The organism is Mesotoga sp. B105.6.4 (genome assembly GCF_002896535.1).
In the GTDB taxonomy this organism is placed as follows: domain Bacteria; phylum Thermotogota; class Thermotogae; order Petrotogales; family Kosmotogaceae; genus Mesotoga.
In genome coordinates this window covers 1-25,346 of record NZ_JWIM01000074.1, presented here as the reverse complement: position 1 = coordinate 25,346, position 25,346 = coordinate 1, and the positions used below count along the sequence as shown (strand labels likewise).

The window sequence follows — 25,346 nt, the reverse complement described above, 5'->3', positions numbered from 1 at the left end:
GCCGCAACACGGGCAGAGTATTCGTGAGCAATCGGGCATGCAGAAAGCACTGCCCCCTCAGAACCACAACGGAGACTGCTTCGCATTTTGCTCTCAGAACGGCTCCGTCTTGCTATTTATTTCGGGCATGCTGACAACAGTCCAAATATTTCAGGCTCCCGGGAGATCACATCAAGGTCAGGCGGAATCCCTCTCACGTTTATTAGTCTCCTCTTCAGTGACAGACTCGCTTTCTTGCATTTCGTTGACTCTGAAACCGATCGAAGCTTCTCGATGGAGGATCCCGCTCTAGACTCTTCAATGGTCTTGAGAGGCTTTCTTCTCTAGCAAATCATACTATTTGAGCCACTAGTATAATTATGCTCACTCAATCCATGAGTTCAGTTATAGGAGCGGAACTGAGTCTAATAATCGAAATACGATGACTTGTTTGTAAAGTTTATGGCACAAATTCTTCAGTGATTTCTCCTTCTGAAGATGAGGTATGCTAGACTTTCATTTGTAAACAAGAAGTACTTCTTCACAACTCCGGGTTAGAAGTCTCTTTATTGAGAACCGGCGTGCTCATTATCTTGCACTGTAAGATGAGCTTCATGTTTTCGGCCCCGAGATATCGCCTGTTCATGTTCAGAATATCAAGAAGGTTTTCGGGAGGTTATTATGGCTAACAAGAAAAGAGAGGAAGAATGGAAGGAAGTCAAGAAGAGATGCAGAGTCGGTGATGAAACGATACGCATGGCGAAGGAACTGGGAATAAGTCCAAAGACGATGATAAAGAATATACCCAACAAAGCGGAGAAGTGGAAGGCGCCTGTCGATGTCTGGATAAGAGACATGTACGAAAAGATGAAAGAAAAGAGCGCAAAGAAAGCAAAAGCGAAGGCAAAGCGGCTGAGGAAAGAGGGTGAGAAGTTGGCCGAAAGTTCGTCTCGACAAGATGACAGCGACAAATCAGATAGTCAAGCCTGAAGACCGTTATCACAGGCGTGAAAAGCTTCATGGTAGCCAAAGGGCACAGATCTCGATAGTTCTTTCATGTCTAAGAGACGAGGATCAGAAAGCGTAAATGGAGTTACAAGCTCTTCTATGGCTACGAGATGGACCATCTTCAGAGTGAAAGCCACTACAGCTAACGAAGACTATCAGAGCTCTATGGAGTGGATTCCATTGTCGGGTTGATTTTTCGTCTTCCAGAATATTCAGGAAATTGTGTCAGGCCGAATCAGACGCCAGAATGCTTGAGATCACAAAGAGCGTTCCTATCGACCAGAGCTGAGGGGAACAACTTGCGGGATACTCTATTAACTTTCCTGACGTCTCGATTTTTGACAGACCGCTGAAGAGTTCGGGGAGGCGATTGTCATGATGCCTTTCCTTCGCCTTCAAGAGGTCTAGAGCGAGCTCCTTGGCCTTTTCCGAAAAGCCGTAATTCATAAGCCCAAGCAGAATAAGCGAGTTGTCGTGAGGCCAGACGCTACCGTTGTGGTAAGAGAAGGGATTGTAGCGCTTCATTCTGCTCGAGAGCGTTCTTATTCCCCAGCCGGTGTACATTTCTTCGGAAAAGAGCCTGTCTGCCAGAGCACCTGCCCAGTCTTCGTTCACTATCCCTGTCATGAGGCAGTGGCCTGGGTTTGAGGTTATCGAATCGACCGGGTTCTTGTCTTTATCGAGAGCCGTAGCGAAGTAGCTCTCGCTCTCGAGCCAGAAATCACGATTGAACTTGATCTTTAGAGCCGCCGCTCTAGAGGCATAGAGCGAGGCCATCTCTCGTTTGTCAAAGAGAACAACGAGCTTCTCGAGGCATTTGAAGGCGTCGTACAGATATCCCTGAACCTCTACGAGGGCAAGGGGCGGTTCTGCAAGCCTTCCGTCTGCGAAGCTCACCGAATCTGAGGAATCCTTCCAGCCCTGATTTACGAGGCCGCTGCCCGAAGGAGCAAACTCGATATATCCGTCGTTATCTGGGTCGGCATAATCGTCGATCCATTTTGCAGCTGCCATGACGTTCTTCTCAATGGATTTCACGAAGTTACTGTCATCTGTCTGAACGTAATACCTGTGAGCTAGCATTATGAAGAGAAGGGTAGCATCGATCGTTCCATAGTATCTTTCGAAGGGGAGTTTCCCTGACAGAGAAAGCTCGTTCAGGCGTGTCTCGTGAACGATCTTTCCCGGCTGCGCTTCGGTCTTTTGATCTTCCTCTTTACTTTGAAGGTGAGCATGTACCGTAAGAATATTTCTCGCTATTTTGGGAAAAAGATCAACTGTCTGAAGGCCAAAGATGAGGCTATCCCTTCCGAAGACGGTCGCGTACCAGGGAAGTCCCGCTCCAGGAAAGTCCCCGTAGATCGTGGGAATCATGAGAGTCTTGAGATCCCCCAGCTCCCTTTCATTCAGCAGTGGAGTGTCTTTGACAGGTGAGATGTCCTTCACGGGTCTTTCCGACAACAGCTTCTTGAAGATCGCTTCTTTCTTCAATTCTTTGCTTAGTCTGAGCTTCCCGGAAAGCCTGGAACTTCCGCCAGACTTTATTTTAGTTGAAAGAGCCGGTAGAGAGTTCTCAACGATGTCTTTCTCGAAGTCACTTTCAAACTCAAAGTTATTCGTTGTAGATGATGACAGCGTCCTAGATATATCCAGCCCTTTGTAAGCGTCGTTTTCTCCTCTAACAGAAAACATGTCTTCAAAGGCGCAGCTGATTTCAAATTCGAAGGACACTTCTATATCCTCTGCCGAATAGTTCCTGACCGTGAGCTCTGCGTAAAGTGAGTTTCCCTCCGCGCGGAGGCTTTCGGTTACAAAGATATCGAAATGTGGAGCCTCGGGTTTAGATAGACCAAGATAGCGGACTTCAATCCCGTCCCATGAAAAGTCAGAGTGAAGTCTTTTGAGTGGTAACGATGATTTGAGGACCATTCTCGAAATGAAACGGGTGTCCTCCAGGTAAAGTCCGGCCGCCTTTTCGCTGTCGCAGTCGATGATCCCTTTGTCATCTGTCACGACCATGAGATTTCCATTCTTGAAGATCTTCATTTCAACACCTCTCGGACTGAAGGGTTCTGAGGCTCTTCGAATCTCGATTTTACACTTATCCAAACCCGCTGAACCGGACCTCTCCACTCGTTTCAGACGAACTTGGAATACAGGGTCTCGGCACAAATAGACAAGAACACTGTATATTCTAGGCAGCAATGCAAAACGCCCTGCTGTGTTAGCTTTTCTCAGTCTTCTCCCGATCGACCCTTTTCAATTTGAAAGACTCTTCTAAAGGTTCGCCGAGAAGATAGTGGCTGAACCAGGCGAGATTCTGAATCATTATCGCCCTGTGGAGGCCGGGCTTGTCTGCACCGTGACCCATGCCCTTGTAGATCACGAGTCTGACGGGAACGTTCATCTCTCTCAACCCCTGATAAAGTTCGAAGGCGTTAGGCGGTGGAACTCTCGTGTCCGAGCCGCCGTGTTGAATGAGGGTTGGCGTTGATGCATTCTTTATGTATGAGATAGGCGAAGTCTGCTCGTATATCTGAGGATCTTCCCAGGGGTTGTCGCCGAGGTATCGGTGACAGAATTCATGGATGTCTGTGTTCACATGATAAGTCATCCAGTTGGATATCCCGGCTCCTACGGAAGCGGCTTTGAATCTCTTTCCGTAAGTTGCACAGAAGGCCGAGATGTACCCGCCCTGGCTCCAGCCCATTACTCCGATGCGGTCTTCGTCGACGAAACCTTTTTCGATAAGATGATCGACTCCGCTAATTACGTCTTCGTAGTCTCCAATCCCCAGATTTCTGTAATTCAGTTTCCTGAAGTCTCTTCCATAGCCTTCGCTCCCACGGTAGTTGGGCTCCAGCACAAGTACTCCTTTTGAAACAAGCTGCTCGATAGGGTAATAACTGCTGGTCACTCTCGCAGCAAGGGCCGTCCAGGTGGGGCCTCCATGAACAAGCACCACAAGCGGATGTTTCTTCATCGAGTCGAAGTCGGCCGGGAGATTCAAGACGCCGTGGATTTCGGTGCCGTCGTTACTCTTCCAAGAGAGCCTTTCCTTTCGTACCCTTTCTCTCTTGGGCTGCAAAGACGCTATATCCGTTATCTTCTTCCCGTCGAGGTAGATCTCGACAGGTTCATCATCTGTGGCCATGGCCATCGCCAAGTGCTCTCCATTTGGCGTCGTACTGGAAGCCATAACCAGCTGATCCTCATTCGTCAGCCGTGAGATGGTGCCTTTCTCTCCCAGCAGGCCCAGGCTGATCGTGCAGTCCTCTATCCAGCTCACGAAGAAGCCCTTCTCTGTCCAGGAAACCAGCTCTATGTTCAGATCGTGTTTTACCACCACCCGTTTCTTTGAGAGATCTGAAAGATCTACGATCTCAACGGCCCCGTTATCCATCCAGGGATCTTCTTCTTCGGGCACAACGACTGCAAGTTTCTTCGAATCAGGAGAGAATGCGAATCCCCTGGGATGCGTCAGCGGCAGTTCTTTCAGTTTCCTATCGGCATTCATGAGAAATACTTTTGCTTTGTCGAAGTCGTTTACATCGCTCGTCGGAGGCGCAAGAAGGGCGACATGATTTCCGTCAGGAGAAAGAGCGATCGAAGAGACATGAAACTCTTTACCGTCGGTTACTTCATCGAAAAGCGTCTCTTCAGATCTCATATCCTTGGGCAGTTCGAACCTTGAAGAGTATTTCTTCATTGCGCGTGATAGATGAACGAAGTAAAGAGAGCTGTTCTTCGGTTCTTCATCTATGTAGTCGAATTCGCCGTAGTTCTCTTTCCTCTTTTTAAGTTCCTCGCTTTCGGGAGAGGCAGCAACTAGATAAAGCCCGTCGTTCTTACGGCTCCACTTTATCTGGCTTATGTCGTTCTCGAAAGTTAGCAGTTTGAACGTTCGCTTCTCTTCGAAATCGAAGATCATAACGTCGTTCTTGTTTTCGCCGCCGGTCTTCTGGAGAAAGGCAAGTCTCCTAGAATCAGGAGCCCAATCGGGAAGAGAAGAGTCGAATTCATCGTTCGAGACATGCAGAGCAGTCCCACTTTCTGCATCATAGACAACAACCGTACTGAGGTATTTATTGTCGTCCCAGTCTGTACGCCTAACCGTATAGGCAACCTTTTTGCCATCGGCCGAGATAACGGGACTGTTTACAACAGGAAGCGAAAGCTGCTCCTCTATCGTGAGATATCCGTCGCTCAAATCATATCCCTCCCATCTGAAATAAGAAGACAATACTATCATAGTCTATCCTTTGGAAACAAGCAAAAGGCCTGCCAACAGCCTTCTCACCGCACCAAAGTCCACTTCAAACGCCTGTATTGAAGTCACTTTATCGCTCTATTTTCTAGCTCACAGATATATGATCTTGAAGAAGATACATAGGAGAGGTTTCTTCTATCGTTCATTCTTTTGCTATCGCATCCATTCTCTTGGCAGGATTCACTCGTGCCTCAGATAGCAGGTGTCAATCCCAGCGGCTGAATCAAAGGAGATGTTGGCATGAAGATTACCTTCCTTCCCCATTCACGATTAGACAACTGGGATTTCTTTCTTAGTCTGGCCTTCGTTGTCTTGCTCTTTGCCCAGATACAATTCTCACTGATTCCGCTGCCAGTCTTCTCTGTTATGGCTCTGGGAGTAGCGGGCTTTGTCTTATCTATGATCGCTTTTCTCAAAAGGGATAGAGCAGTAGGAACGCTGCTTTCCATAATTATTGGAGCCGCGATAATCTTCTTCTTCGGATCTATACTGATCATGTCTACCGACCTCTTCAACGGTTTTCTCGTTGCGAAGGACTACCTGCAGAAGTCGGAAAGAGAGAAGCTCAATAACATAAACATCTGGCAGTTCGACGGTGTGGCCGGAAACTGGATGTACGTTACTGACTATGTTGGCCCCCGGTATCGTGTCAAGCTAGATGACTCGGTCGGCACCAGAATGAACTGAACCCGGTCTTTCGGCCAGGGCTCACATTCCGTTTATCATCTTCGACAACCTAATTTCTGGTGAAGACGCGTAGTTCGCAGTTCTTGCTCTTTTTGCTGCATGAGTTTCCGTCAATGCTGATTATTTCCCGGGCACTGCGACCTGGCGTGCTCTTCGCCAGCCTTGCGTCTCATTTCACCAGTGACTGGTTCTTCTCTCTTCTCTCGTGAGCGAAGCGAACCTCTCCACAAAGCCCTTTCTCGATTGTCTATGTTTGCCCGGCGCAGCCGGAACTGACCTCGCCGAAGGCGAGACTGGCCTTTGCGAAGCAAAGACTGGCCACCGAAGGTGACTGGCTCCTGAAAATCCGCTGTGCGCTTAAGAACAAGGACCCGCTGATCGCTTGTTAAAGACAACGTTGAACCAAAACAGAAGGTTCAACGCCTCTGACTGGCTTTAAGATCGCTTCCTGCCGAAGGCAGTCTTGCGTCCACCGATGCTCCTCAGTGCAATGCGTCCTGCGAAGCAGCCCTGCGTTCGTCCATGTTCCTCGGCGCTCTTGCGCTCACCTCTCCGGTTTTAAGCAAGAACCTGGACGCGCAGCGTCGGAACGAAAAACTTGGGCGCAGCGCGCCGGAACCGCTCTTTCGCTCTTGATAAAATGGAGTCCCTATTTTTCCGACCCTACCCTCAAAGAAATGATGGTCTTTCAAGGCGGCAGTTTATTGAAGTGGATGGAGCATTATAAAGACTATAATAGTATGAAGTGAAAATGAGGAGACTGCTCATGAATACCGTTGCCTGTATTGGAGATAGTATTACCTATGGTCGAGTGGGTGTGAGTTACTTCGAGATGCTGAAAAGCGAATTCGGGGGAGAGCTTCAGTTTATAAATAGTGGAGTGAATGGAAACCTCTCTTATGATGTTCTCAAGAGAATCGAGAAAGTGACCAGCATGAAGCCAGATATTGCTATTCTCCTGGTAGGAACTAATGACGTGTGGGCGACCTACTCAGAAAAGACCATGAAAGCCTATATCAGAAAGAATGGACTACCCGAGAGACCTTCAAAAGAGAGCTACGCAAGAAACCTCGCCGAAATATTGCAAAGGCTCAAGAATGCTTCCATTGCTCATATAGGCGTAATGTCGCTGCCTTTGATCACAGAAGACTCCGAACATATTCTCTTCAAGAGAAGCGTGGAGTATTCTGAACTAATCAAGAATATAACCTCACAGATGGACTTGTGCTATATGGATCTCAATGAACGTCAGCGCGATTACCTGAAAAAGGCAGATAAAAGACCTTCGTCAGGGCATGAAGTCTCCTGGGAATTCACATTGAGAATGATAATCAAACACACCTTGTTGAGAAAGAGTTGGGACGCTCTCTCGCAGGAAAATGGATTTCTGTTGACGGTAGATCATGTTCATCAAAATACCGCGGGAGCAACCCTGATCAAAGATTGCGCCTCGGAGTTCTTGAGGAAGCTTTCGCTTCCAGATAGCTGATTCCTTCAGTGCTCATGCTTAGAACAAGGACTAAGAGCTGTTCATTTGCACTTGACCGGAATCCCTGTTTAAGGAAGCTCTTCCTTCTTCATAAGCAAAGGACGGCTCTTCACAGCGTTCAGCGGTTCTTCTCACCGGCTCTTGGCTCTTCCCAGCGGGTTCTTGCTCTACCCAGCGATCAGCGATCAGCGGGTTCATGTTCATAAGCGTGCAGCGGATCTTCAGGAGCCAGTCTCGCCTTCCACGAGGCCAGTTCCGCTTCGCGGGCAGAATAGAGGATGTATCGAGAAAGAGTATGTCGAGACTCTCGCTCCGCTCGCGAAAAGACGAGAATTCACAATCATTGACCGTCGACGGTCCACGTCGTCCGGGGTCGTTGTAGAAAACGTCATGATCCGTCATGAACTTGTCTAGCTATCAAGGTAATGCATTGTTGCTTCAGTTGCTATTCTTGGAACTGACGACTTGCACCTGCTCTTCGAAGGACTGGTTCATGATCCTGGACGAACGAAGGACGGCTTTTCCTTCAGAATGATGAGCTGTGATGTTTTTGATTTTGGTTCTGTAGCTGGAACTCGGAACTGACAACTTGGAACTGCTCTTCACAGCGTATAGCGGTTCTTAAGGGACCAGTAGTAGGACCAATTACGTTTCTTAGGATTCGACAGAGTATCTCTCTTTGCTTTTCCGTTTTGCGAGCAGAGTTTTCTTATGTAGTTATTTTGGAACACATTACTATGAGTCCCATAATCGATTGTACTAGTGAACTTCTTGCCAGTAAGCCCTAGCGCTCTTGATTCATGATTGCATTTCATATAGTGCAACTCAAATCAAGAATTCGGCCCTCGTTTCAGATATATTTGTTTCAGGAGGGGATCGCTGTGTACGAATGGCACGAAAACGTTCAGCAGATAATCGAACTTATCGAGCGAAATCTAGAAGATGGGCTAACTCTCTCGGAAGTGAGCGAGAACCTTTTCTACTCGCCATTCTACTGTACAAAGAAGTTCCATGCTCTTACCGGGATTAGGCTGAGAGATTACGTCCGGCTTCGAAGGATCTGCAAGGCCGCGCTGGAGCTTCGAGATACAGAGAAGTCGATCGCCGAGATAGCTATCGACAATGGGTTTTCCTCGCAGGCGGCTTTCAGCAGATCGTTCAAGAAAGCATATTCTATTTCACCCAAAGAGTTCAGAATGTCCCCAAAGCCTATTCCCCTTCTGCTGAAAAGGATCGTCTACGACCCCCACTTTCTGGGCATCAAAAGGAGGTGCAACTTGAGCGAAAAGTAACTGGAGAGGATCGAAGTGAAGATCGAGAAACTGCCCGCACACAAGTTCATCGGAATCAGGAATATCAACGCTAAGGGATACTTCCACTTCTGGGAACTTCAGGAAGGCATTCCCGGTCAGGACTGTCACACAGTGACGGGTTTGCTCGAAAGCATTCAAAGCCTTAATGGTCAGATTGGAGGATGGTACTTCGAGGGAGAGAAGCGCGGCTATCTGTACGGAATCAAAGTACCGATGGATTACAACGGAGAGGTTCCCAAAGGTATGGAGTGTACTGTTGTTTCAGAGAGTGAGTATGTTGTATTCACTACCCACCTTACAATTACGAGGAAGAAAACACCGCAGTCATGTCAACCGTCAACGAGCTGGCCTGGAACTGGAATCCCGAAGACTCGGGTTATGAATGGAACACTGAGAATCCGATCTACCAGAGGAGCGACCCGGAGAATTATGGATATTCTATCTGCCGTCCCGTTAAACTTCTGAAGAAATAGCAGCAAAAGCCCCAGGCGCCGGGGCTTTCTATAGACTTCCTTTGGTCGATAATCATTGAACTTTCAACTACTACTGTTTCTAGGCACTAACTTTCAGTAATTGAAGCAACGCGATCGCATCTGCGGCGTCTGTTGCGAGAGAAAAATTGTTAATTAGGGAAGAGAGTACGAGTGTTTTCCAGGCATCTGGAAACACGATAACTTAAGCAAATAGCTCATAATCGACACTAGAGTTTTCCTCAGTAAAGATTTCCATCATATCTCCCTTCAGACAAAAATAAACGACTCTCTTTCCTCTCTAGAGGACTTTGTTTCAGATGAAGCAAGATGGTATTCTCTTTATGAGTAATCGATTACGTAATCGATTACTTGATGAAGGAGAATTGGAGATGACCGTTAGAATTAAAGATGTAGCGCGGAAGGCAGGCGTTTCGACTGCCACCGTTTCAAGAGTCTTGAATAACGTTTCCACAGTCAGTGAAGAGAATAGAGAAAACGTTCTCAAAGCGGTCAAGGAGATGGGCTACAGTCCTAACGTTCTGGCGAGGGGCTTCAGAATGAAGAAGACTTTCACCGTGGGAATGGTCCTTCCCGACCTATCCAATCCACACTTCCCATTGATGATGAAGGGTGCAGAGGAAGAACTCCGAAGAAAGAGCTATAACCTGATAATTGCCAATTCAGATGGAAAGCTTGAATTCGAGAGGGAAGCAATAAACACTCTTCTCTCAAAGCATGTCGACGGTATCCTCTTCATTGGATCCGGCTACAACAGATCAGTCGAAACCTTGATAGAGGAATCTGGTTGTCCGATTGTGCTGTTGGGAAGACGCTGGTCAAAGACTCTTCCATCCGTTTCCATAGACAACTTCAGTGCAATGAAGCACGTTTTTGATTATCTTTACGACGAAGGTCACAGGAGTTTTCTTTATCTTGGCGGTCCTGAAGACGTTTCGAGTTCTTTAGATAGAGAGGAGGCTGCCAGGGCCGTCGCGCAAGAATATTCCAGTGTGGATGTTAAGGTAACGAGAGGGCAATTCACATACGAGTCCGGTTATGAAAGGGCATTCTCTGAGCTGTCAGACCCCGGAAGTGGTTATGACGCAGTTGTCTGTGCAAACGATCTGATTGCCTTCGGCGCTATTGTGTCATGCAAGGCTCTTTCTATCGGAGTTCCCGAAGAGATATCGGTCACCGGATTCGACAACATCTTCCTTTCGGCCCAGTTCACTCCGGCTCTGACAACTCTGGATCAGAATACATACGAAATAGGGACAAGGGCCGCGAACCTACTACTCCAGTATATAAGCGGCGAGAGGAAGAACAAGATCTCTTTTCAACTCGGAACCAGGCTGATTGTCAGAGAATCTTCAAGGGCGAGAGGGAAGTGATTTCGTGATAGCCACAAGGCTCGTCGTTATAGGGGATCTGCATGCCGGACCCGACAGGTCGTCACTCAAAGGAAGCCTCGTTAACGGTCTCCTGAGCGAATGGATCGATTTCGTTAACGAAAACATCCAACCGGACGCGATTGTCGATCTAGGAGACAGACTGAACCCCGTAGACAAGGAAAGCGATGCCAGAACACTACGAGAGATATCGGGCATTCTGGCCCGGTCTAGATGCCCGGTATACTACATTCCTGGGAACCACGATCTGGACAATCTCACTCAGGAGGAACATGAAAAAGCAATAGGCAACAAGCTCGGCAACCGATCCGTTGTATTGAAAGGATTACGTTTACTGCTTTTAAATACGCAGGACCCAATTGTTCAGGGTGTTGGAGGGATGGTTTCAGACGAAGCACTCCGATGGCTGGAAAAGGAGATTGTGGCTTCTTCGGAAAAGAAAGTCGTTTTCACTCACCAGGCTCTCGATGAACAACCTCTAAAAAGGAATGTCCATTTTGAGAGCATTGAGAATCTCGCCTACGTAGAAAACAAGCGAGAGTTGCTTCAGATGTTTGAAAGAGGCGAAAACGTAATCGCCGCAATAAATGGCCACGTTCACTGGCCAAGCATTGCCTCTGAAAACGGAATTCTTTACGTCTCGGTGCCCTCATTCACCGACACATGGAATCAACTGAGTAGTATCCCGGGTTCGTTTACTTTGATCGATTTCAGTGGAGAAGAGGTTATCGTAGAAAACCATATGTTTAGACCGTCCATCCTCATGGGTCGCTTCAGAAAAAACGCGAAAAGGAGGGGTAAGAGATGAAACTCGGTTTCAAGACTTTCTTAGTAATCTTGGTTTCACTTGTGCTTATTGCGGGAACAGCATTTTCGGTAACTAACCTTAGATTCTTCTTTCCCGTTCAGGTAGCCGGAGCGCTCGCCGTTCTAATGGATGAAGTCGTTGCAGACTTCAACAGCGAGCATCCAGATATCTTCGTCGAACCGATTTACAGCGGAAATTACGATCAGACAATGCAGAAGGCTGTAACAGCCGCTCAGGGAAAGAATCCTCCAGATGTTGCGCTACTTCTCGCCATCGACATCTTCTCGCTTCTTGACATGAATCTTATCGAAGATATGGATCAGTTCATGGTGGGAGAAGACGCGAACTTCACAGAACCTTTCTATGCCGGTTTCCTCGAGAATTCGATGATCGACGGCGTGACATGGAGCATACCGTTCCAGAGAAGCACCCCGATCTTCTACTACAACAAGGACCACTTTAGAGAAGTGGGGCTAGATCCCGAAAATCCCCCGAAAACCTGGGCGGAATTGCTTGAGGCAGCCAAAAAACTCACCGTCAAGGATTCGCGCGGCAACGTTACTCGCTGGGGCTTCGAAGACATTACAGACGACACATGGACAATTCAGGCATGGATTCTTCAGGCAGGTGGAAAGTACGCGAATGAAACGGGAACGGAGTCTTACTTCGACACGCCCGAAGTGGCAAAGGCCGTCGAACAGTGGACCTACATGGCCAATGTCGAGAGAGTCATGCCAAGGCACAGAAGCTACGGAGCCGCTTCTCAGGACTTCGTTGCCGGCGCCGCATCGATGATGTACAACTCTACCGGTAGTCTCAGCTTCGTAAAGAACTCGGCCACGTTCGATTTTGGAGTGGCTCCGCTTCCCGGAGAAGCCAAGAAAGCAGTTCCAACGGGAGGTGGAAACCTCTACATCTTCAAAGGAATTCCCGAAGAGAACAAGGAGGCCGCATGGACCTTCGTCAAGTGGCTCAGCAAACCGGAGAACTCGGCGAGGTGGAGCATAGGTACGGGATACATACCGGTTCGCAAAGACGCCTTCGAAACTGAGGCTCTTAAGGAGTTCGCGGAGGGATTCCCGTACATTCTGGTGGCAAGAGATCAACTTGATGTTGCTAGAAGGGAGATGGCCTTCCACAGTAACTCGCAGATTAGGGAGGTTTTCTTGACAACTCTTCAGAATATCCTCGATGAGAGAGTGTCGATCTCCGCAGGGCTTAAACAGTTGCAGGAAGAAGTCGAAATGATTCTTGCTCCTTATAAGAAGTAATCAACCTGTCCAGTGCCGGGAGGTGTGTAGATTGAAGACGAAAACGAAAAAGAAAATTCTGCCGTGGATTTTCATAGCGCCGACATTCTTTTTCCTTGGCATGTTTACATACTACCCGGCATTCAGGTCTCTCTTTCTGAGTTTCATGAGAATGAATATGGCAACGCCGGAGCCGGTATTCACGGGCCTCGACAATTTTAAGAGAGCCTTCTCGACTCCCCTGTTCTGGCAGGTAGCTGGGAACAATCTCTTCTATGCATTTGTGACAGTCCCCATAACCATGGCTCTGGCGTTGGCTCTTGCACTTCTGGTAAATCAGAAAATTATCGGAAGCTCTTTCTTTAAGACGGCTTACTTCTACCCCAACGTCATACCGATGGCCGCCGCATCGATGATCTGGCTTTACATATTCCTCCCTGGATATGGTTTCCTAAACTACATTCTCGGGAAGATCGGCATACCCAGTATTGAATGGGTAAGCGACAGCAGGTTTGCTATGTGGGCTTTGATCATTGTTGCCATCTGGAAGAACGCGGGATACTATATGGTGATCTTTCTCGGCGGGCTGCAGCAGTTACCGACAGAAATCTATGAGGTCGCTACGATAGACGGTGCCTCTGCCTGGCGCAAATTCTGGAAGATAACCTGGCCCTTGCTATCACCGACAACATTCTTCGCATTCATAATCGCGGTAATAAACTCCTTCCAGGCGGTCGATCAGATCTATCTCATGACGAGAGGCGGTCCGGCAAACACTACGAACATGTTTGTCTACTACATCTATCAGGTGGCCTTCAAGTACTGGGACTTCGGATATGCCTCGGCACTGACCGTGATACTCCTTGTGCTCTTGTTGATATTCACAATGCTCGCCTTCTTCTTCATGGAAAGGAGAGTCTTCTATGAATCGGGTGAGAGACTATGACGAAAAGAGGAAGAACGACTAAGTGGGTCTCGATCGCGTTAATGATAGTCTTTGCCGTGATTCTCGCTTTCCCGCTCTATTGGATAGTCGTTACGGCCTTCAAAGAACCTACTGAAGTCTTTTCGATGATTCCAAAGTGGCTTCCCGAAAAATGGACTCTAGACAACTTCAAAGAGGTCTTCAACATAATCCCCTTCGGGAGGTATTATTTCAACACGATTCTCTATGCCTTCGGACTTCTCGCAGTGCAACTTGTAACAGTAACTCTCGCCGCTTACGCATTCGCCAGAATGGAATTCAGATTCAAGAAGATTCTCTTCATGATTCTGCTTGTGCAGCTCATGATCGCTCCACAGACGCTCATAGTTCCGAACTACTTGACGATCAGCAAAATGGGCCTGTTAGATACGAAGACTGCCATTGCGCTTCCGTATGTGGCCTCTGCAATCGGCGTCTTCTTGCTGAGACAGGGCTTCGCAGCAATCCCGAGAGAACTGGAAGAGGCAGCGACTATTGACGGCTGCGGAACCTTCAGGTTCATGATCTCGATAGCCATCCCGCTGCTTAAACCGACCTATCTTGCCTTTACGCTCATAAGCGTGACCTATCACTGGAACGAATTTTTCTGGCCCTTGATAGTTACAGACAGCGTCAAAGCTCGCACATTGACCGTCGGCCTTGCGATGCTTGCGGAGGCCTCAGAAAGTGCGGCTGCCTGGACTTTGTTGATGGCAGCGACCTTGCTTGTTATACTGCCACTAATTGTCTTTTTCGCTATTTTCCAGAAGGCATTCATATCAAGCTTCATGCAATCCGGAATGAAGGGGTGACGGATCGGACCGGGGTTGGGGGTAGTGGGTTCGTGGTAGGAAAGAGCAAGAGAACCTGGTTGACCGTTGAACGGTTCGCAGTTCTCCGGAGAGAATCAGTTCCAAGTTGTGAGCTGCAAGAATAAGAGCCGCTGTACGCTTAAAAGCAGGGAACCCGCTGGTCGCTCGAAGAATCGCTATCCGCTTAAAGGCGATGAACCCGCTGATCGCTGGAAGAGCCGCTGTACGCTGTTTAGAGCCGTCTTTGTTGAAATCGAATACTAGATCTCGGAATACAGGAGAGACATCTGGGATAAAACCCTCGAGAGCATTTAGAATAGTGATTGCTCAATCTTTGCCAGACTCCAGAACCGAGAGCCGCTTTTTAGCTTTTGTTCTTATAACTTACAACTTGCATCATGAAAATTGCAACTGATGACCAAGAACCTGGACGCGAAGCGTCAGAACGAGGAACCGCTCTTGTTCCTAAAAATGGAGTCCCTATTTTTCCATGAGTCTGAGAAACATGGTATCTATATGATATCGCTACACATAACTACAAAGCAAGCAAACACAAAGTGACAAGCAATATCAAATGGCACCGCATCTCGAAAGTGATTCAAGTATCACAACGAATTCATGATACTTTCAGATCTTCTTCCTGCGATTTCTTCCATTTTGCTGTCAAAGCTGAGTTATACAACTTAACACTTCAATTTATTCGAAGCATCGTTGAGTAATTTACATCGATATATTGAAATCCCCGTCTATGGGTTTTCGCGCCTCAATACTGAAGAGTTTCGAGTTGTCTGAGAAGCAGATTTCCCTGCGGAGTGGAGGGATCTATATTCATGGTCGTGACGAACCTGTGACCCTCCAGCATATCTAGATAACCGTAAAATCCGGCCAGCCAGCCGTATGTTATTCCGATCAGTCTCCTCGAAAAGCCTTCGCTTTCGATCATCGGCCTACCGGCTATCAACCCGCCGTGACACTTTCTGAAGTGACCACCCGGGGCAAAGGGGGAAAGATCTTTTACGATCCAGAATATCCCGCTTATCCAGTCTCCCGAAAGGAGATCCTCTTTCTCCACGGTCCTGGCCGAATAAGGGGAGATACCAACGTTCATTCCGGCTCTCTCGAGTACTAGGACGGTGTTGTCTTCCGGTTCCGAAGGGCCGCTTTTCGAGGTCTTAATCAATTTAAGCTTTGTTTCTCCCCTCTTGCAAACCAGGAGCGGAACGGTGGAGACGGCCCTTCCGACGCGAACGGTCAACGCTCTCACACCCTCACTCATGGAAGACGTATCTAGCGACAGGGCAACCGTCTCTCCCTCCAAACCGTCTATTCTGCGCTCGATGGAAAGGCCGTCGGACTCCACGGAGATCGTTTCGCCATGAAGTCTTTTCAAAAGCCTTACCAGAAGCCTAGCCTCCTGGCCCAGCCAGAGCGTGTCGCTCTCAAGAGACGCCACGAAGAGGTCGTTTTCGAGAAGTGCTCCGAGCCTTTCGGGGGGAAATTTGAAGTCTCTATCGAAGGTTAAAAGTCCGTTGCACTCCCAGAAAATATCGCTCGATTCCGTTATCACGAATCCGCGTATCCTGTCATGAAGCCTTATTTTATCGATCTCCATCCTCAAGTTTTCCAGCTGATTCTCCACCGAGATTTCGAAGAGCTCGTCGTACGAATACTCCCGGGCAATTTCACTAGCCAGAAATCTTTCACCTGCCCCCCCGGGACGGGTCATGGCGACATTTTTAAAGATGTGTGAAAACCAGTGAGGCCAGTCTCTCTTCTCGAGCCATTTCTTCGGAGGCAGAGACCAGTTGCCGAACTCCGAAACCAAGAGCGGTTCTTCCTCGAAGTTGTCTCTGTACTCTCGGAGATAGAAGGAGGCCGGGTTGTTCGAGAAAGACTCTATCAGAAAATTCCAGAGCTTTCCGCGGTCTATCGAGCTCGCGTAGAAGTGGTAGTCGTTCAGATCGCTCTTCAGGTGGTAGTTGCCCATGCAGGCTGAGTTGTCGGTGAAGATAATCGAAGGATAATCCTGCTTCAGTTCGTCCAAGACTCTTTCAAGCCAGCCGGCCTGTTCCCGATCGGTTAGATCTATCCCCCACGACTCGTTTATTATCGAATAGACGCACAGAGAAGGATGGTGAAGGTCGCGCTCGATCGCTCCCCGTATAGTTGTGAGAAGTTCCAGCGAGCCGGTGGGAGAAAACTCGTCGAAATAGGGTGAATCCTGCCAGACGAGGAGCCCGATTTCGTCGGCAAGATCCATATAAAGCGGATCGGGTACTTTGACGTGATGTCTCAAAGTGTTGATGCCCATTCTCTTCAATTTACGGAAGCTCTCGCCCAGGTACTCCCTGGAAGGCACCGTATACAGAGTCTCGGGATAGAAGTCCTGATCCAGTACACCCTTGATGTAGAAATCCCCCCCGTTGAGAAGGAGGCGGCCTGAAGCTGTCTGGAAGTCCTTGAACCCGGTTCTGACGCTCAACCGATCGTGGACGCCCCTCGAGCTGATCTCCAGAACGAGATCGTAGAGATTCGGCTCTCCGGGCGACCACGGAAAGACTCCGGAAACAGGTAAATCGATTTCATTCGAGACCGCCCTCTTTGAAGAGATGGTGTCTCCTTTTCTATCCAGAAGCGTTAGCACTGCTCCGTCGATCATTGAATCGGTTTTGAAACTCACACGAACCCTTCCCTGAAGGTAGGAAGCCTCTATCTTCAGGTCGTGTATGTAGACTTCAGGTCTCTCTTCGATCCATAAGCTCTGCCATAAACCGGAGATGTTGGTGTACCAGTTCGGCTCTCCGTTCTGTTTCCCGTGGGGAATCTTTCTGTTGTCCAGAACTCCCCCGCCGATTGGATCGAAGACAAGAATCTGGAGCCTGTTGTTGTCTAGAATTAATTGGGTTATCTCGAACTCGAATGGCAGGTATCCCCCGATGTGCTCACCGAGTTTCTCGCCGTTGAGGAAGACTTTGCAGAGATAGTCAACTGCTCCAAAGTGGAGAAAATAGCGCCTGTTGTGCCGCTTCGCAAGCTCGAAGCTCCGTTCGTAGTAAAGGTAGAACTGCTCGCGTGTAACGGCGGGGAAGTACCTTTCAACACAGGCGGGAACGTCGATCGTTCTTCCCGGTTCGACCTCCGCCAGATCTTCTGGCTCGCAGCCGAACATATCGAACCGCCATTTTCCGTCCAGGTTTATTCTTTTTCTTCCGCTTCGCATCTTGGCTTACCTACTTTCATCTATTTGTGAAGAACTCTATCGATTTTACCTCATAGCAGGGAAAGATTTCCGCGCTTTCAGATTCGTTTCAGATCTTCCTCCATAGCTCTTGCCAGTTCGCCTTTTCTTCTCTCGAACTCCCTGCCCGGATTCATTTTAAGCTGTATGAATCCCATGGGTTCAAGATAACACTCCACCGGAGCGGTACCATACCGGTAGTCCCAGTTGATCAGATCCATTGCCGGGAACCATGTATATCCTCCCAGGTTCAGACCTTCATCCAGGAGATCCTCAAAGAGCTTCCTGGATTCCCTCCACCAGCGTATCTGGTGATCGGGTTCACCGTTGATGCTGGTTTCGGTGAGAAAGATCGGGCCGCCATATCTTCTGTGATAGCTCAAAAGCAATTCTCTCAGATACTCGACGCTCCCGTAGTGCGAATGTGTCTTGAGGTCTTTTCCCGATCTGAAAACTCTGTAAACGCTGAGCTGTGGATAGTAGTTTACTCCGAAGCCATCTATCTCTATTTTTCTGGGTAAGAACCAGTCGAGGTCGGAGTAGGACATCCCGTTTCTCCTGAGGTAGTCGATGAGCGGATGATTGTTGTTGATCAGCCCCTGTACAAGATCGTAGGTGGCATACCTCAATTCGTTCATCAGCGTCACCGTTTCGGCCAGATCGGGATCGTCGCTGAAAAAGAGGCCCGACGCCTCGACGTGCAGCGCAAAGGCCTCCGGCAGTTCGCGCTTGATGGACGAAACCGTTTCTACGATTCCCCTGGCCGTGGCGTTGAGCAGCTTGACAAATCCATCGTCACCCTTCAGGTATGGGGGCCATACGGAGAGCTTTCCGCAGAATTCTTGCGTTATGAAGGGTTCGTTCATAGGAGTGTAGTATTTGAGGAAATCTTTGTACCTGTTCATAACGGTCAATTCGTATTCGGCCATTAACAGTGGAAAGTCGTTGTTGAGGAAGCCGTTGTCCATCCAGCTGGGGGTACCGTAGTGAATGAAATCGACGATCGGTATCAGACCGATCTCTCTCATGAAGTCGAAGACCCTGTCGGTCCAGGAAAAATCGTACCTGCCTTTTTCGGGGTTGATCGTGTACCAGGGAATTCCGTACCTGATGTATTTGAAGCCCGTGTTGGAGATGCTTCTCAGATCTTCCTTCCAATGAGAGTAGTGCTGAGTCAGTTCGTATTCGTCCAGCGGTCTCGCCGAGATGCTGTCGGTCGCGCTGACGAACGTATCTTCTATGCCCGTTATCCACATGAAATCTCTTTTCACTCAATCACCGCCTGTGTTCTTTTCATTTCTTGAAGATAGGTCCTTCATTCAACTTTATAGATCTTGTAAGCGAAACTGCTGTGGTCTATATCCAGCCCTATATTTGTCCGGAGCGGAAATTCGAAATCGAAGAACTCCACCGGCCGCGAATTGGACTCCTCAGAGATGTGCCAGATCTCCATTCTATATTTGCCCTGTTCAAGCCCCTTAAGCTCCAGCGTCGCCATGCCGATCTTCGAAGCCGACATGGCCCAGCCGATCAGTTCTCTCAAATTTTCGTAGTCGTTTCCGCTGCAAGTGTGAACCGTCTTTCCCTCGGAAAGTAGAGAGATCTCCATATCCAGGTTGACTCCCTTGAAATTCAGCCAGTCTATCCCTCCCGAAGCGACGAACCGCGAGATGGAAGAGAGTACCTCGAGAAGGCGATCGGGCATCATGTGCGGAGAAGTGTAGGGCCAGCGTAGACCCGTGCCAGTTCCTCCGCTGGCCAAATGCGACCAGGAAAAGGCCCTGTAGCACTCCGCGTCGAAGCCTGCCGGCTGGGGCCAGCGGTCGATCGGTCCGCTTTCGCTGTCCATGAAGGGAAGGGAGTCGCCGAAGAGATAGTTATGATAGTTTATATTGGCCGAAACGTCTCTTGCAATCGCCAGAGGATCCGATGGGTTCTTCACCGTATCGAAGTAGAAGTGGGTGGTGAAAAAATCAATGTAATCGAATCTGTAAAGCTTTCCCGCCAGCGTACCCGTCAGTCCGGGCCTGGCCGTGGAAACCGTCAGGAGGTGGTTGTCGCCGTACAGTTCCATCTCCAGCTCACGGATAAAGGCCGACATCTCTCCCAGCCACTCCCGTGCTTCGTTCCCGATCGTATAATCGGCCTTGTAGAAGATATGACCGTACCAGAGCTCTATCTCGTTGTTCATCTCCCAGGCCAGTATCCTCTCACTGGAACCGTACCTCTCAACCATGAACCTTAACCGCTCTTTCTGCCATCGCCTGACCTGTGGATCGGTCAAAAACTGGCTCAAGGTCTTTATCGGTCCGCCATTCGCCTCATTGTAGGGATTGACGTCCCAGTTCTCGTACATCCAGAAGGGATCCCATGGAATTACGATTAAATATATATCGTACTTTTCGGCCAGTCTGACTATCTCGTCCCACATCTTAATTACGGAATCGTTGTACACTCCGAGCGGTTTTTCCAGGAGAGAGACTCCCGATCTGTCCTGGGCGTATTCGAGCATGATTCTGAGCGTGTTGACGCCGTAGGAGGAAAGCTTCTCGAAGTACTCTTCGGCGGCCGAAACGTTCCCGTAGCTCAACGATATGAGCGAAGGCCACGTAATCGCGTCGTTGAATCCTATGGGGATCAAGACCTCTCCGTCGTGCTGGAAGTACTTCCCTCCGGGCGAGACTTTCACAAAGGATGCCATACACATCACCGCGATCAAAAACGTAAAAAACACTAAAGTCTTTTTCACAGCATCACCCCTTTACTCCTTCACGGCGCCGCTTATGTCGATGCCCTTGATATAGTACCTTTGCACAAGCAGAAAGATGAGGATCGAAGGCACCGCGATGAAGAGGGCTCCGGCCATGAGCGGACCGTACTGGGTCACGTATTTTCCCTGAAGGGTCGACATTCCAACCGGCATCGTTCTCTTGTTCGGTGAGTAGAGAACCACAAGGGCCCAGAGATAATCGTTCCAGTTGGCCATGAAATTCATGACCCAGAGTATGATGATCGACTCCTTAGCCAGGGGAGCGATAACATAGAAGATTCTCTGGCGGATGTTGGCCCCGTCTATTATGGCTGCCTCCTCGATCTCTCTGGGAACACTGATGAAGAACTGCCTCAACAGGAATATTCCAAAGGTCGAGGCCAGTCCCGGAACGATTATCGCAACCAGGTTGTCAGTCCAGCCCAGAGCGTCTATGGTTGTGTAGTTAGGGAGAAAGTGTATCATGCCGGGCACGGCCATGGAGGCCAGTATAATCTTGAAGTAAGCATCTCTGAACCTGAATTGCATTCTCGCCAGCGCAAAGGCCGCCATCACGCACACAACGACCGAAAGACTGGCATAACTGACTGCCGCGAAAAGGCTGTTGATAAACCACTGAAACACGGGTGTATCCTGAGGATGGGCCAGCACTTCTTCGAAGTTGGCTAACGTGAGGTTCGTCGGCAGGAACTTCGGCGGCCATTCAAGAATCTGCGCCTCCGTACGGAAGGCCGTCAAAAAAGTCCAGTAAAGGGGAAAGATGAAGACCAGCGCTATCAGCAGAGCTATTATATTCACCGTTATGCCTCTTCTTTTCATCATCTCTCCTCCTTACTCTTTCGAGTGAAGAGAAAGTACTGGATGAACGTGACTGAAACGATGATCACACCGGTTATAAGCGACATGGCAGTGGCATAGCCCATTCTCGGTCTGGAGGGGTTGAAGGCTTCACCGTAGATATGAAGCATTATCGGGATGGTCGCCCTTCCCGGGCCTCCTCCGGTCATGAGTTGCGGCTGTGCAAAGAGACCGAACCCGGCCAGAACCTGTGTTATGACCACGAACATCATGACCTGTTTCAAACCTGGCAGCGTCACGTTCAAAAACCTTCTGAATGCGTTGGCGCCGTCAACTTTTGCCGAGTCGTAAAGCGGTTCCGGTATCTTCGACAGTCCACCCAGAAAAATAACCGTGTTCCACCCTACAGTCCACCAGACGGTCGCGATGATCATCGCTCCCCAGACCCAGGGAAGATCGGTCAGCCACGGTATCTTTTCGATTCCGAAGAAGCCCAGCAGATAATTCAAAAGACCGGAATGAACGTTCAATATCCACCTCCACATGACGGCCACAACCGTCACCGAGAGGGCCGTAGGCAAGAAGAAGGCCGTGAGGTGGAAGCTCTTCATCTTCAATTTTCTGTTGTTGAGAATCAGGGCCAGCGCCAGAGAAACGGACACGAGTACCGGTACCGAGTACAAAACGAACTGCACAGTGACCCAGATGGCACTCCAGAAGTACTGCGAACGGTAACCACCGAAGTCGAAAAGTCTGGCGTAGTTCTCCAGACCGACGTATCTGATCATTCCCTGAAAGAGCCCCCACTCGGTAAAACTCATATACAGGCTCTTGAAAAGCGGATAGATGAAAAAGATCCCAAAAAAAACCGCGTGCGGTAACAGGAGCAAATAAGGAACCGCCTTTTTGGTGTTCAAAGCGACCACCTCTAGAGAGAACGCCTCTCCCGCTTACGGGAAAGGCGTCGGGATAATCAATCCTGCAAAATTTCGTTGCTGATCTTTTCAGCGTCTTTCAAAGCCTGCTCGACGGTCTTCTGACCCAGGATGGCCAGGTTCAGCGCCTCCCATATCGGGCCTGTCGAATCTCCGTACTTGGGGAAGAATGGCGGGAAGACGACGTTCGCGACACCCTTTGCAATGGAACTGTGATATGGAAGTGCCTGGAATTGCTCGCTGTTCTGAACGGATACGTTGACCGGTATCTGCCCGGCAAGAGCCCAATCATAACTGTGGTTGCTTATCCAGCCGATGAACCTGGCGGCGGCCTCAGTTTTCTCCAGATCCTGTTTCCTCTGTTTGTAAATCACCAGCGTATGAGAGCCGGCCCAGTTTGCCGGTCTTTCCGAACCGAACTGCGGCACCGGACCTGCGCCGAATTCTAGCCCCTCTACTTCCATGTAGTTTGTGAGCATCCAGATTCCGTTGAATTCCATTGCGCAGGTTCCTCTCTTGAAAGCGTCGATATCGGCATCGACCTGCACCTTTTCTGGAGAGACTTTGTACTTGAAAACAAGATCTACCAAGAACTGCATGGCGTCCATACCGGCGGGACTGGCAAAAGTGGCTTTCGTGAGATCTTCATTGAAAAGCTCTCCACCGTTGGAGAAGAAGGCCGAGAACCAAATGAAGTAGTTCGGCCAACCGACTGGAATCATCGTGCCCCACTGGTCTATCGTGCCGTCGCCGTTGGTGTCTTTGGTAAGCGCTTTCGCCGCCTCGATGAAAGCCTCGCGCGTCATAGGCGGATTTTCCGGATCCAGTCCGGCCTCTCTGAAGAGTTCCTTGTTCCAGTAGAAAACCAGGGGATGAACGTCCAGAGAGATCCCGTAGATACTTCCGTCCACATGGGTCGCGTCCCAGACCGAGGAGACGATATCGCCCTCCTTGATACCCATGATCCCCAGATAATCGTCCAGAGGCAGGAGCATGCCCTGACTCACAAAACTCCTCAGATTGTCGATGGCTGCGACTCCGACATCAGGTCCCTTTCCGCTCGCGAGAGCTATCGGCACCTTCGTGTTGTAATCGGCCCAGAGCATGGTACTCATGTTCACCTGTATCTCGTCCTTGTGTTCCTGGTTGAACCGGTTAACCAGTTCCTGCATGAACCTCCCGTCCGGTCCGGTGAAGCCGGTCCAGAATTCAAGTGTAATTACTCCAAAGGCCGACACCGAGAGCAGCAGCAAACCGATCAAAGAAACTAGAAAAAACCTTTTCATGGTAAACCCTCCCTTATTCCATTACTCCTACCCAGAGTCCCTGACTCTGAGAACGGGTTTCTGTATGTACTTTTTCTTTTTCAACTCCTCACCCTGAACCATTCTCACAAGCAGTTCGACACTGGTTTTGCCCATCCACTCTTTGTCAAGCGCGACGCTCGTCAGAGCGGGATGGACATACACCGAATAGGGAATGTCGTCGTAACCGACCACGGCCACGTCTTCGGGAACCCTCAGTTTCCTTCCTTTCAGGCAGGTTATAGCTTCGAGCGCGTACATATCGTTGTAAGCGAAGATGGCATCGGGCAATCCCTGTGTCTTGATATACTCTTTCAGGGAATTTCCGGCCTGTTCGGGAGAAGACTTCAACTCGCGGGACTGGCTGTAAAGTTCTGCGGAAAACTCCATTAGAGCCTTTCGGTAACCTTCACTTCTTCCGCGCGTCGGATAAATGTTCATCGCCGGCTGTATGGTGACAATGTTGCGCCTGCCCCCGTCGAGGAGACGCTTCGTGGCCAGATAACCTCCAAGAACCTCATCGTTGTACACCTCTACGAAATCTCCCTCTTCGAAATGCCTTCCGACAACCACGAACGGCACTCTGAGAGCCTCCATTTCGTATGGCTTGGTGTCATCTACCGGGGCTATCAGAATACCATCGACACCCTTGCTCTGAAGAAAATCGACAGCGAAGACCTGTTCTTCGTAATCGGCGGAAGTGTTCACCAGAAGGAGATGAAAACCGTATTCCCTTGCCTGGCGTTCCATTCCCTTCACCACTTCGGCGTAGAAGGGATTAGCGTTGTCGTCTATCACAACTCCAAGCAGTCCCAGCGCCTTCCCCTTCAGAGCCTTTGCCACCATGTTTGGAAAGTACCCCAGCTCCAAGGCCTTTTCTTTCACTTTCTTTCTCGTTTTCGGATCGACATCGCCCTTGTCATTAAGCGCCCTGGAAACGGTGGATGCCGACAAACCGAGAGATACAGCCACATCCTTTATAGTGACGCGTGCCATTGCCACACAACACCCCCATGAAAATTGAATTGAACGGAAATTTCTCCGCAAACGTATCCGGAAACGTTTGCAGTTATTCTAACATTATAGCCATATTATAACCAAGAGCACTCAGAAGAGATTACAGACAATCAGGAGCAATGGCAGGCAACTAACAGGAACAATTTTCTTGATTCTGTTAATATATTATTGATAGGAGAGATTTCAGTACGAAAGCACATAAAGGAACATCATGAGAAGGAAAGTGAAATTTCCGAGCATAACCAGTATGAGCCAGAGTTCATGGTGCTATCTTTCCCAGGAAGGGAGTGAATTTTTCCGTTATGAATATGACGCCCCGATCGTGTAGAACAGTCCGCCCCGGAGCATGAGGAGAATAGACCACATCCCTGGTCTGATATACACGCCGTAAACTATAGAGACCAATAGCCAGCCCATCAATAGGTGCCCTCCCATCGAAAGCCAGAGTGGCATTCTGGAGAAGAATACGGCCTTGAGCACGATCTTAAGGATCGCAATCCCCAGATAATACCGAAGATGGACCAGCAAAGGCCACCCTTCACCACGACCAGAATACAGGAATAAATAGGGACTCCGTTTTTGACAAATGGATGGAGAGGACTCATCCGGATAAGCCCTTTGCCAGATACGCAGATGATGGAGTGATACACTGTAGAACTCTGGAGGAAGCCCAGCTTCTTCTTGAAAGTCTTAAGACAAGAATGGAAGAATGCAAACTGGAGCTTCATCCAGAGAAGACCCGTATTGTCTACTGCAAAGACGATAAGAGGAAGGACGAGTATCCAAATACAAGCTTTGACTTTCTAGGATACACCTTCAGAG

Annotated in this window: 19 protein-coding genes and 1 pseudogene; 11 read left to right on the top strand and 9 right to left on the bottom strand. The window is 49.1% G+C overall.

The features are described from left to right. Window positions 1–660 precede the first annotated feature (660 nt). A complete protein-coding gene (locus RJ60_RS13790) occupies window positions 661–969 on the top strand; it encodes a hypothetical protein (RefSeq protein WP_103135125.1) in 309 nt (102 codons plus the stop codon). Window positions 970–1,212: 243 nt separating this feature from the next. Here RJ60_RS13790 and RJ60_RS13785 read toward each other — a convergent pair whose 3' ends face one another. Together RJ60_RS13785 and RJ60_RS13780 are read right to left on the bottom strand one after the other, a co-directional pair. After that, a complete protein-coding gene (locus tag RJ60_RS13785) occupies window positions 1,213–3,033 on the bottom strand; it encodes a glycogen debranching N-terminal domain-containing protein (protein ID WP_103135124.1) in 1,821 nt (606 codons plus the stop codon). A 178-nt stretch (window positions 3,034–3,211) separates the two neighbouring features. Further along, on the bottom strand, window positions 3,212–5,197 hold the full coding sequence (locus RJ60_RS13780) for a S9 family peptidase (protein WP_103135123.1): 1,986 nt from the start codon (window positions 5,195–5,197) through the stop codon (window positions 3,212–3,214). A 300-nt stretch (window positions 5,198–5,497) separates the two neighbouring features. Between RJ60_RS13780 and RJ60_RS13775 the strand changes: the two genes are divergently transcribed. From RJ60_RS13775 to RJ60_RS13735, 9 genes are all read left to right on the top strand, one after another. Continuing rightward, a complete protein-coding gene (locus tag RJ60_RS13775; protein ID WP_258006352.1) occupies window positions 5,498–5,944 on the top strand; it encodes a hypothetical protein in 447 nt (148 codons plus the stop codon). 751 nt (window positions 5,945–6,695) lie between these two features. Then, entirely contained in the window at window positions 6,696–7,433 is a 738-nt protein-coding gene (locus RJ60_RS13770) for an SGNH/GDSL hydrolase family protein (RefSeq protein WP_258006351.1), read from the top strand. A gap of 881 nt (window positions 7,434–8,314) precedes the next feature. Further along, window positions 8,315–8,725, top strand: coding sequence for a helix-turn-helix transcriptional regulator (locus tag RJ60_RS13765; protein ID WP_103135121.1), 411 nt, complete (start codon window positions 8,315–8,317; stop codon window positions 8,723–8,725). A gap of 15 nt (window positions 8,726–8,740) precedes the next feature. Further along, window positions 8,741–9,211, top strand: a complete 471-nt coding sequence (locus RJ60_RS13760; protein ID WP_103135120.1) for a hypothetical protein — start codon at window positions 8,741–8,743, stop codon at window positions 9,209–9,211. A gap of 397 nt (window positions 9,212–9,608) precedes the next feature. Continuing rightward, a complete protein-coding gene (locus tag RJ60_RS13755; protein ID WP_180979972.1) occupies window positions 9,609–10,610 on the top strand; it encodes a LacI family DNA-binding transcriptional regulator in 1,002 nt (333 codons plus the stop codon). A gap of 4 nt (window positions 10,611–10,614) precedes the next feature. Then, the gene (locus tag RJ60_RS13750; protein ID WP_180979971.1) at window positions 10,615–11,436 is read left to right on the top strand and encodes a metallophosphoesterase; all 822 of its coding nucleotides are present in this window, start codon (window positions 10,615–10,617) and stop codon (window positions 11,434–11,436) included. Then, entirely contained in the window at window positions 11,433–12,707 is a 1,275-nt protein-coding gene (locus RJ60_RS13745; RefSeq protein WP_103135117.1) for an ABC transporter substrate-binding protein, read from the top strand. Before RJ60_RS13750 ends, RJ60_RS13745 begins: the two co-directional genes overlap by 4 nt. Window positions 12,708–12,738: 31 nt before the next feature. Continuing rightward, window positions 12,739–13,632: a carbohydrate ABC transporter permease gene (locus RJ60_RS13740; RefSeq protein WP_099830127.1), complete on the top strand. Its 894-nt coding sequence runs from the start codon at window positions 12,739–12,741 to the stop codon at window positions 13,630–13,632. Continuing rightward, window positions 13,629–14,462 carry a carbohydrate ABC transporter permease gene (locus RJ60_RS13735; protein ID WP_219725898.1) on the top strand — a complete coding sequence of 278 codons (834 nt, stop codon included), beginning with the start codon at window positions 13,629–13,631 and terminating at the stop codon, window positions 14,460–14,462. The genes RJ60_RS13740 and RJ60_RS13735 overlap by 4 nt, the downstream gene beginning before the upstream one ends. A 763-nt stretch (window positions 14,463–15,225) precedes the next feature. On the opposite strand, the gene RJ60_RS13730 is transcribed toward RJ60_RS13735, so the two are convergent. From RJ60_RS13730 to RJ60_RS13700, 7 genes are all read right to left on the bottom strand, one after another. Beyond that, window positions 15,226–17,682, bottom strand: a complete 2,457-nt coding sequence (locus RJ60_RS13730) for a glycoside hydrolase family 2 protein (protein WP_103135116.1) — start codon at window positions 17,680–17,682, stop codon at window positions 15,226–15,228. A 77-nt stretch (window positions 17,683–17,759) separates the two neighbouring features. Then, the gene (locus RJ60_RS13725; RefSeq protein ID WP_103135115.1) at window positions 17,760–18,971 is read right to left on the bottom strand and encodes a family 1 glycosylhydrolase; all 1,212 of its coding nucleotides are present in this window, start codon (window positions 18,969–18,971) and stop codon (window positions 17,760–17,762) included. A 44-nt stretch (window positions 18,972–19,015) separates the two neighbouring features. After that, entirely contained in the window at window positions 19,016–20,449 is a 1,434-nt protein-coding gene (locus tag RJ60_RS13720; RefSeq protein ID WP_146028934.1) for a cellulase family glycosylhydrolase, read from the bottom strand. 12 nt (window positions 20,450–20,461) lie between these two features. Continuing rightward, on the bottom strand, window positions 20,462–21,292 hold the full coding sequence (locus RJ60_RS13715) for a carbohydrate ABC transporter permease (protein WP_103135113.1): 831 nt from the start codon (window positions 21,290–21,292) through the stop codon (window positions 20,462–20,464). Further along, a complete protein-coding gene (locus RJ60_RS13710) occupies window positions 21,289–22,185 on the bottom strand; it encodes a carbohydrate ABC transporter permease (protein ID WP_103135112.1) in 897 nt (298 codons plus the stop codon). Before RJ60_RS13710 ends, RJ60_RS13715 begins: the two co-directional genes overlap by 4 nt. 56 nt (window positions 22,186–22,241) lie before the next feature. After that, the gene (locus tag RJ60_RS13705; protein ID WP_103135111.1) at window positions 22,242–23,489 is read right to left on the bottom strand and encodes an ABC transporter substrate-binding protein; all 1,248 of its coding nucleotides are present in this window, start codon (window positions 23,487–23,489) and stop codon (window positions 22,242–22,244) included. A gap of 27 nt (window positions 23,490–23,516) precedes the next feature. Further along, complete coding sequence (locus tag RJ60_RS13700) at window positions 23,517–24,503, bottom strand: LacI family DNA-binding transcriptional regulator (protein WP_243392352.1); 987 nt, start codon at window positions 24,501–24,503, stop codon at window positions 23,517–23,519. 599 nt (window positions 24,504–25,102) lie between these two features. Between RJ60_RS13700 and RJ60_RS13690 the strand changes: the two are divergent. Beyond that, a pseudogene (locus RJ60_RS13690) lies at window positions 25,103–25,346 on the top strand (reverse transcriptase domain-containing protein); the annotation flags it as partial.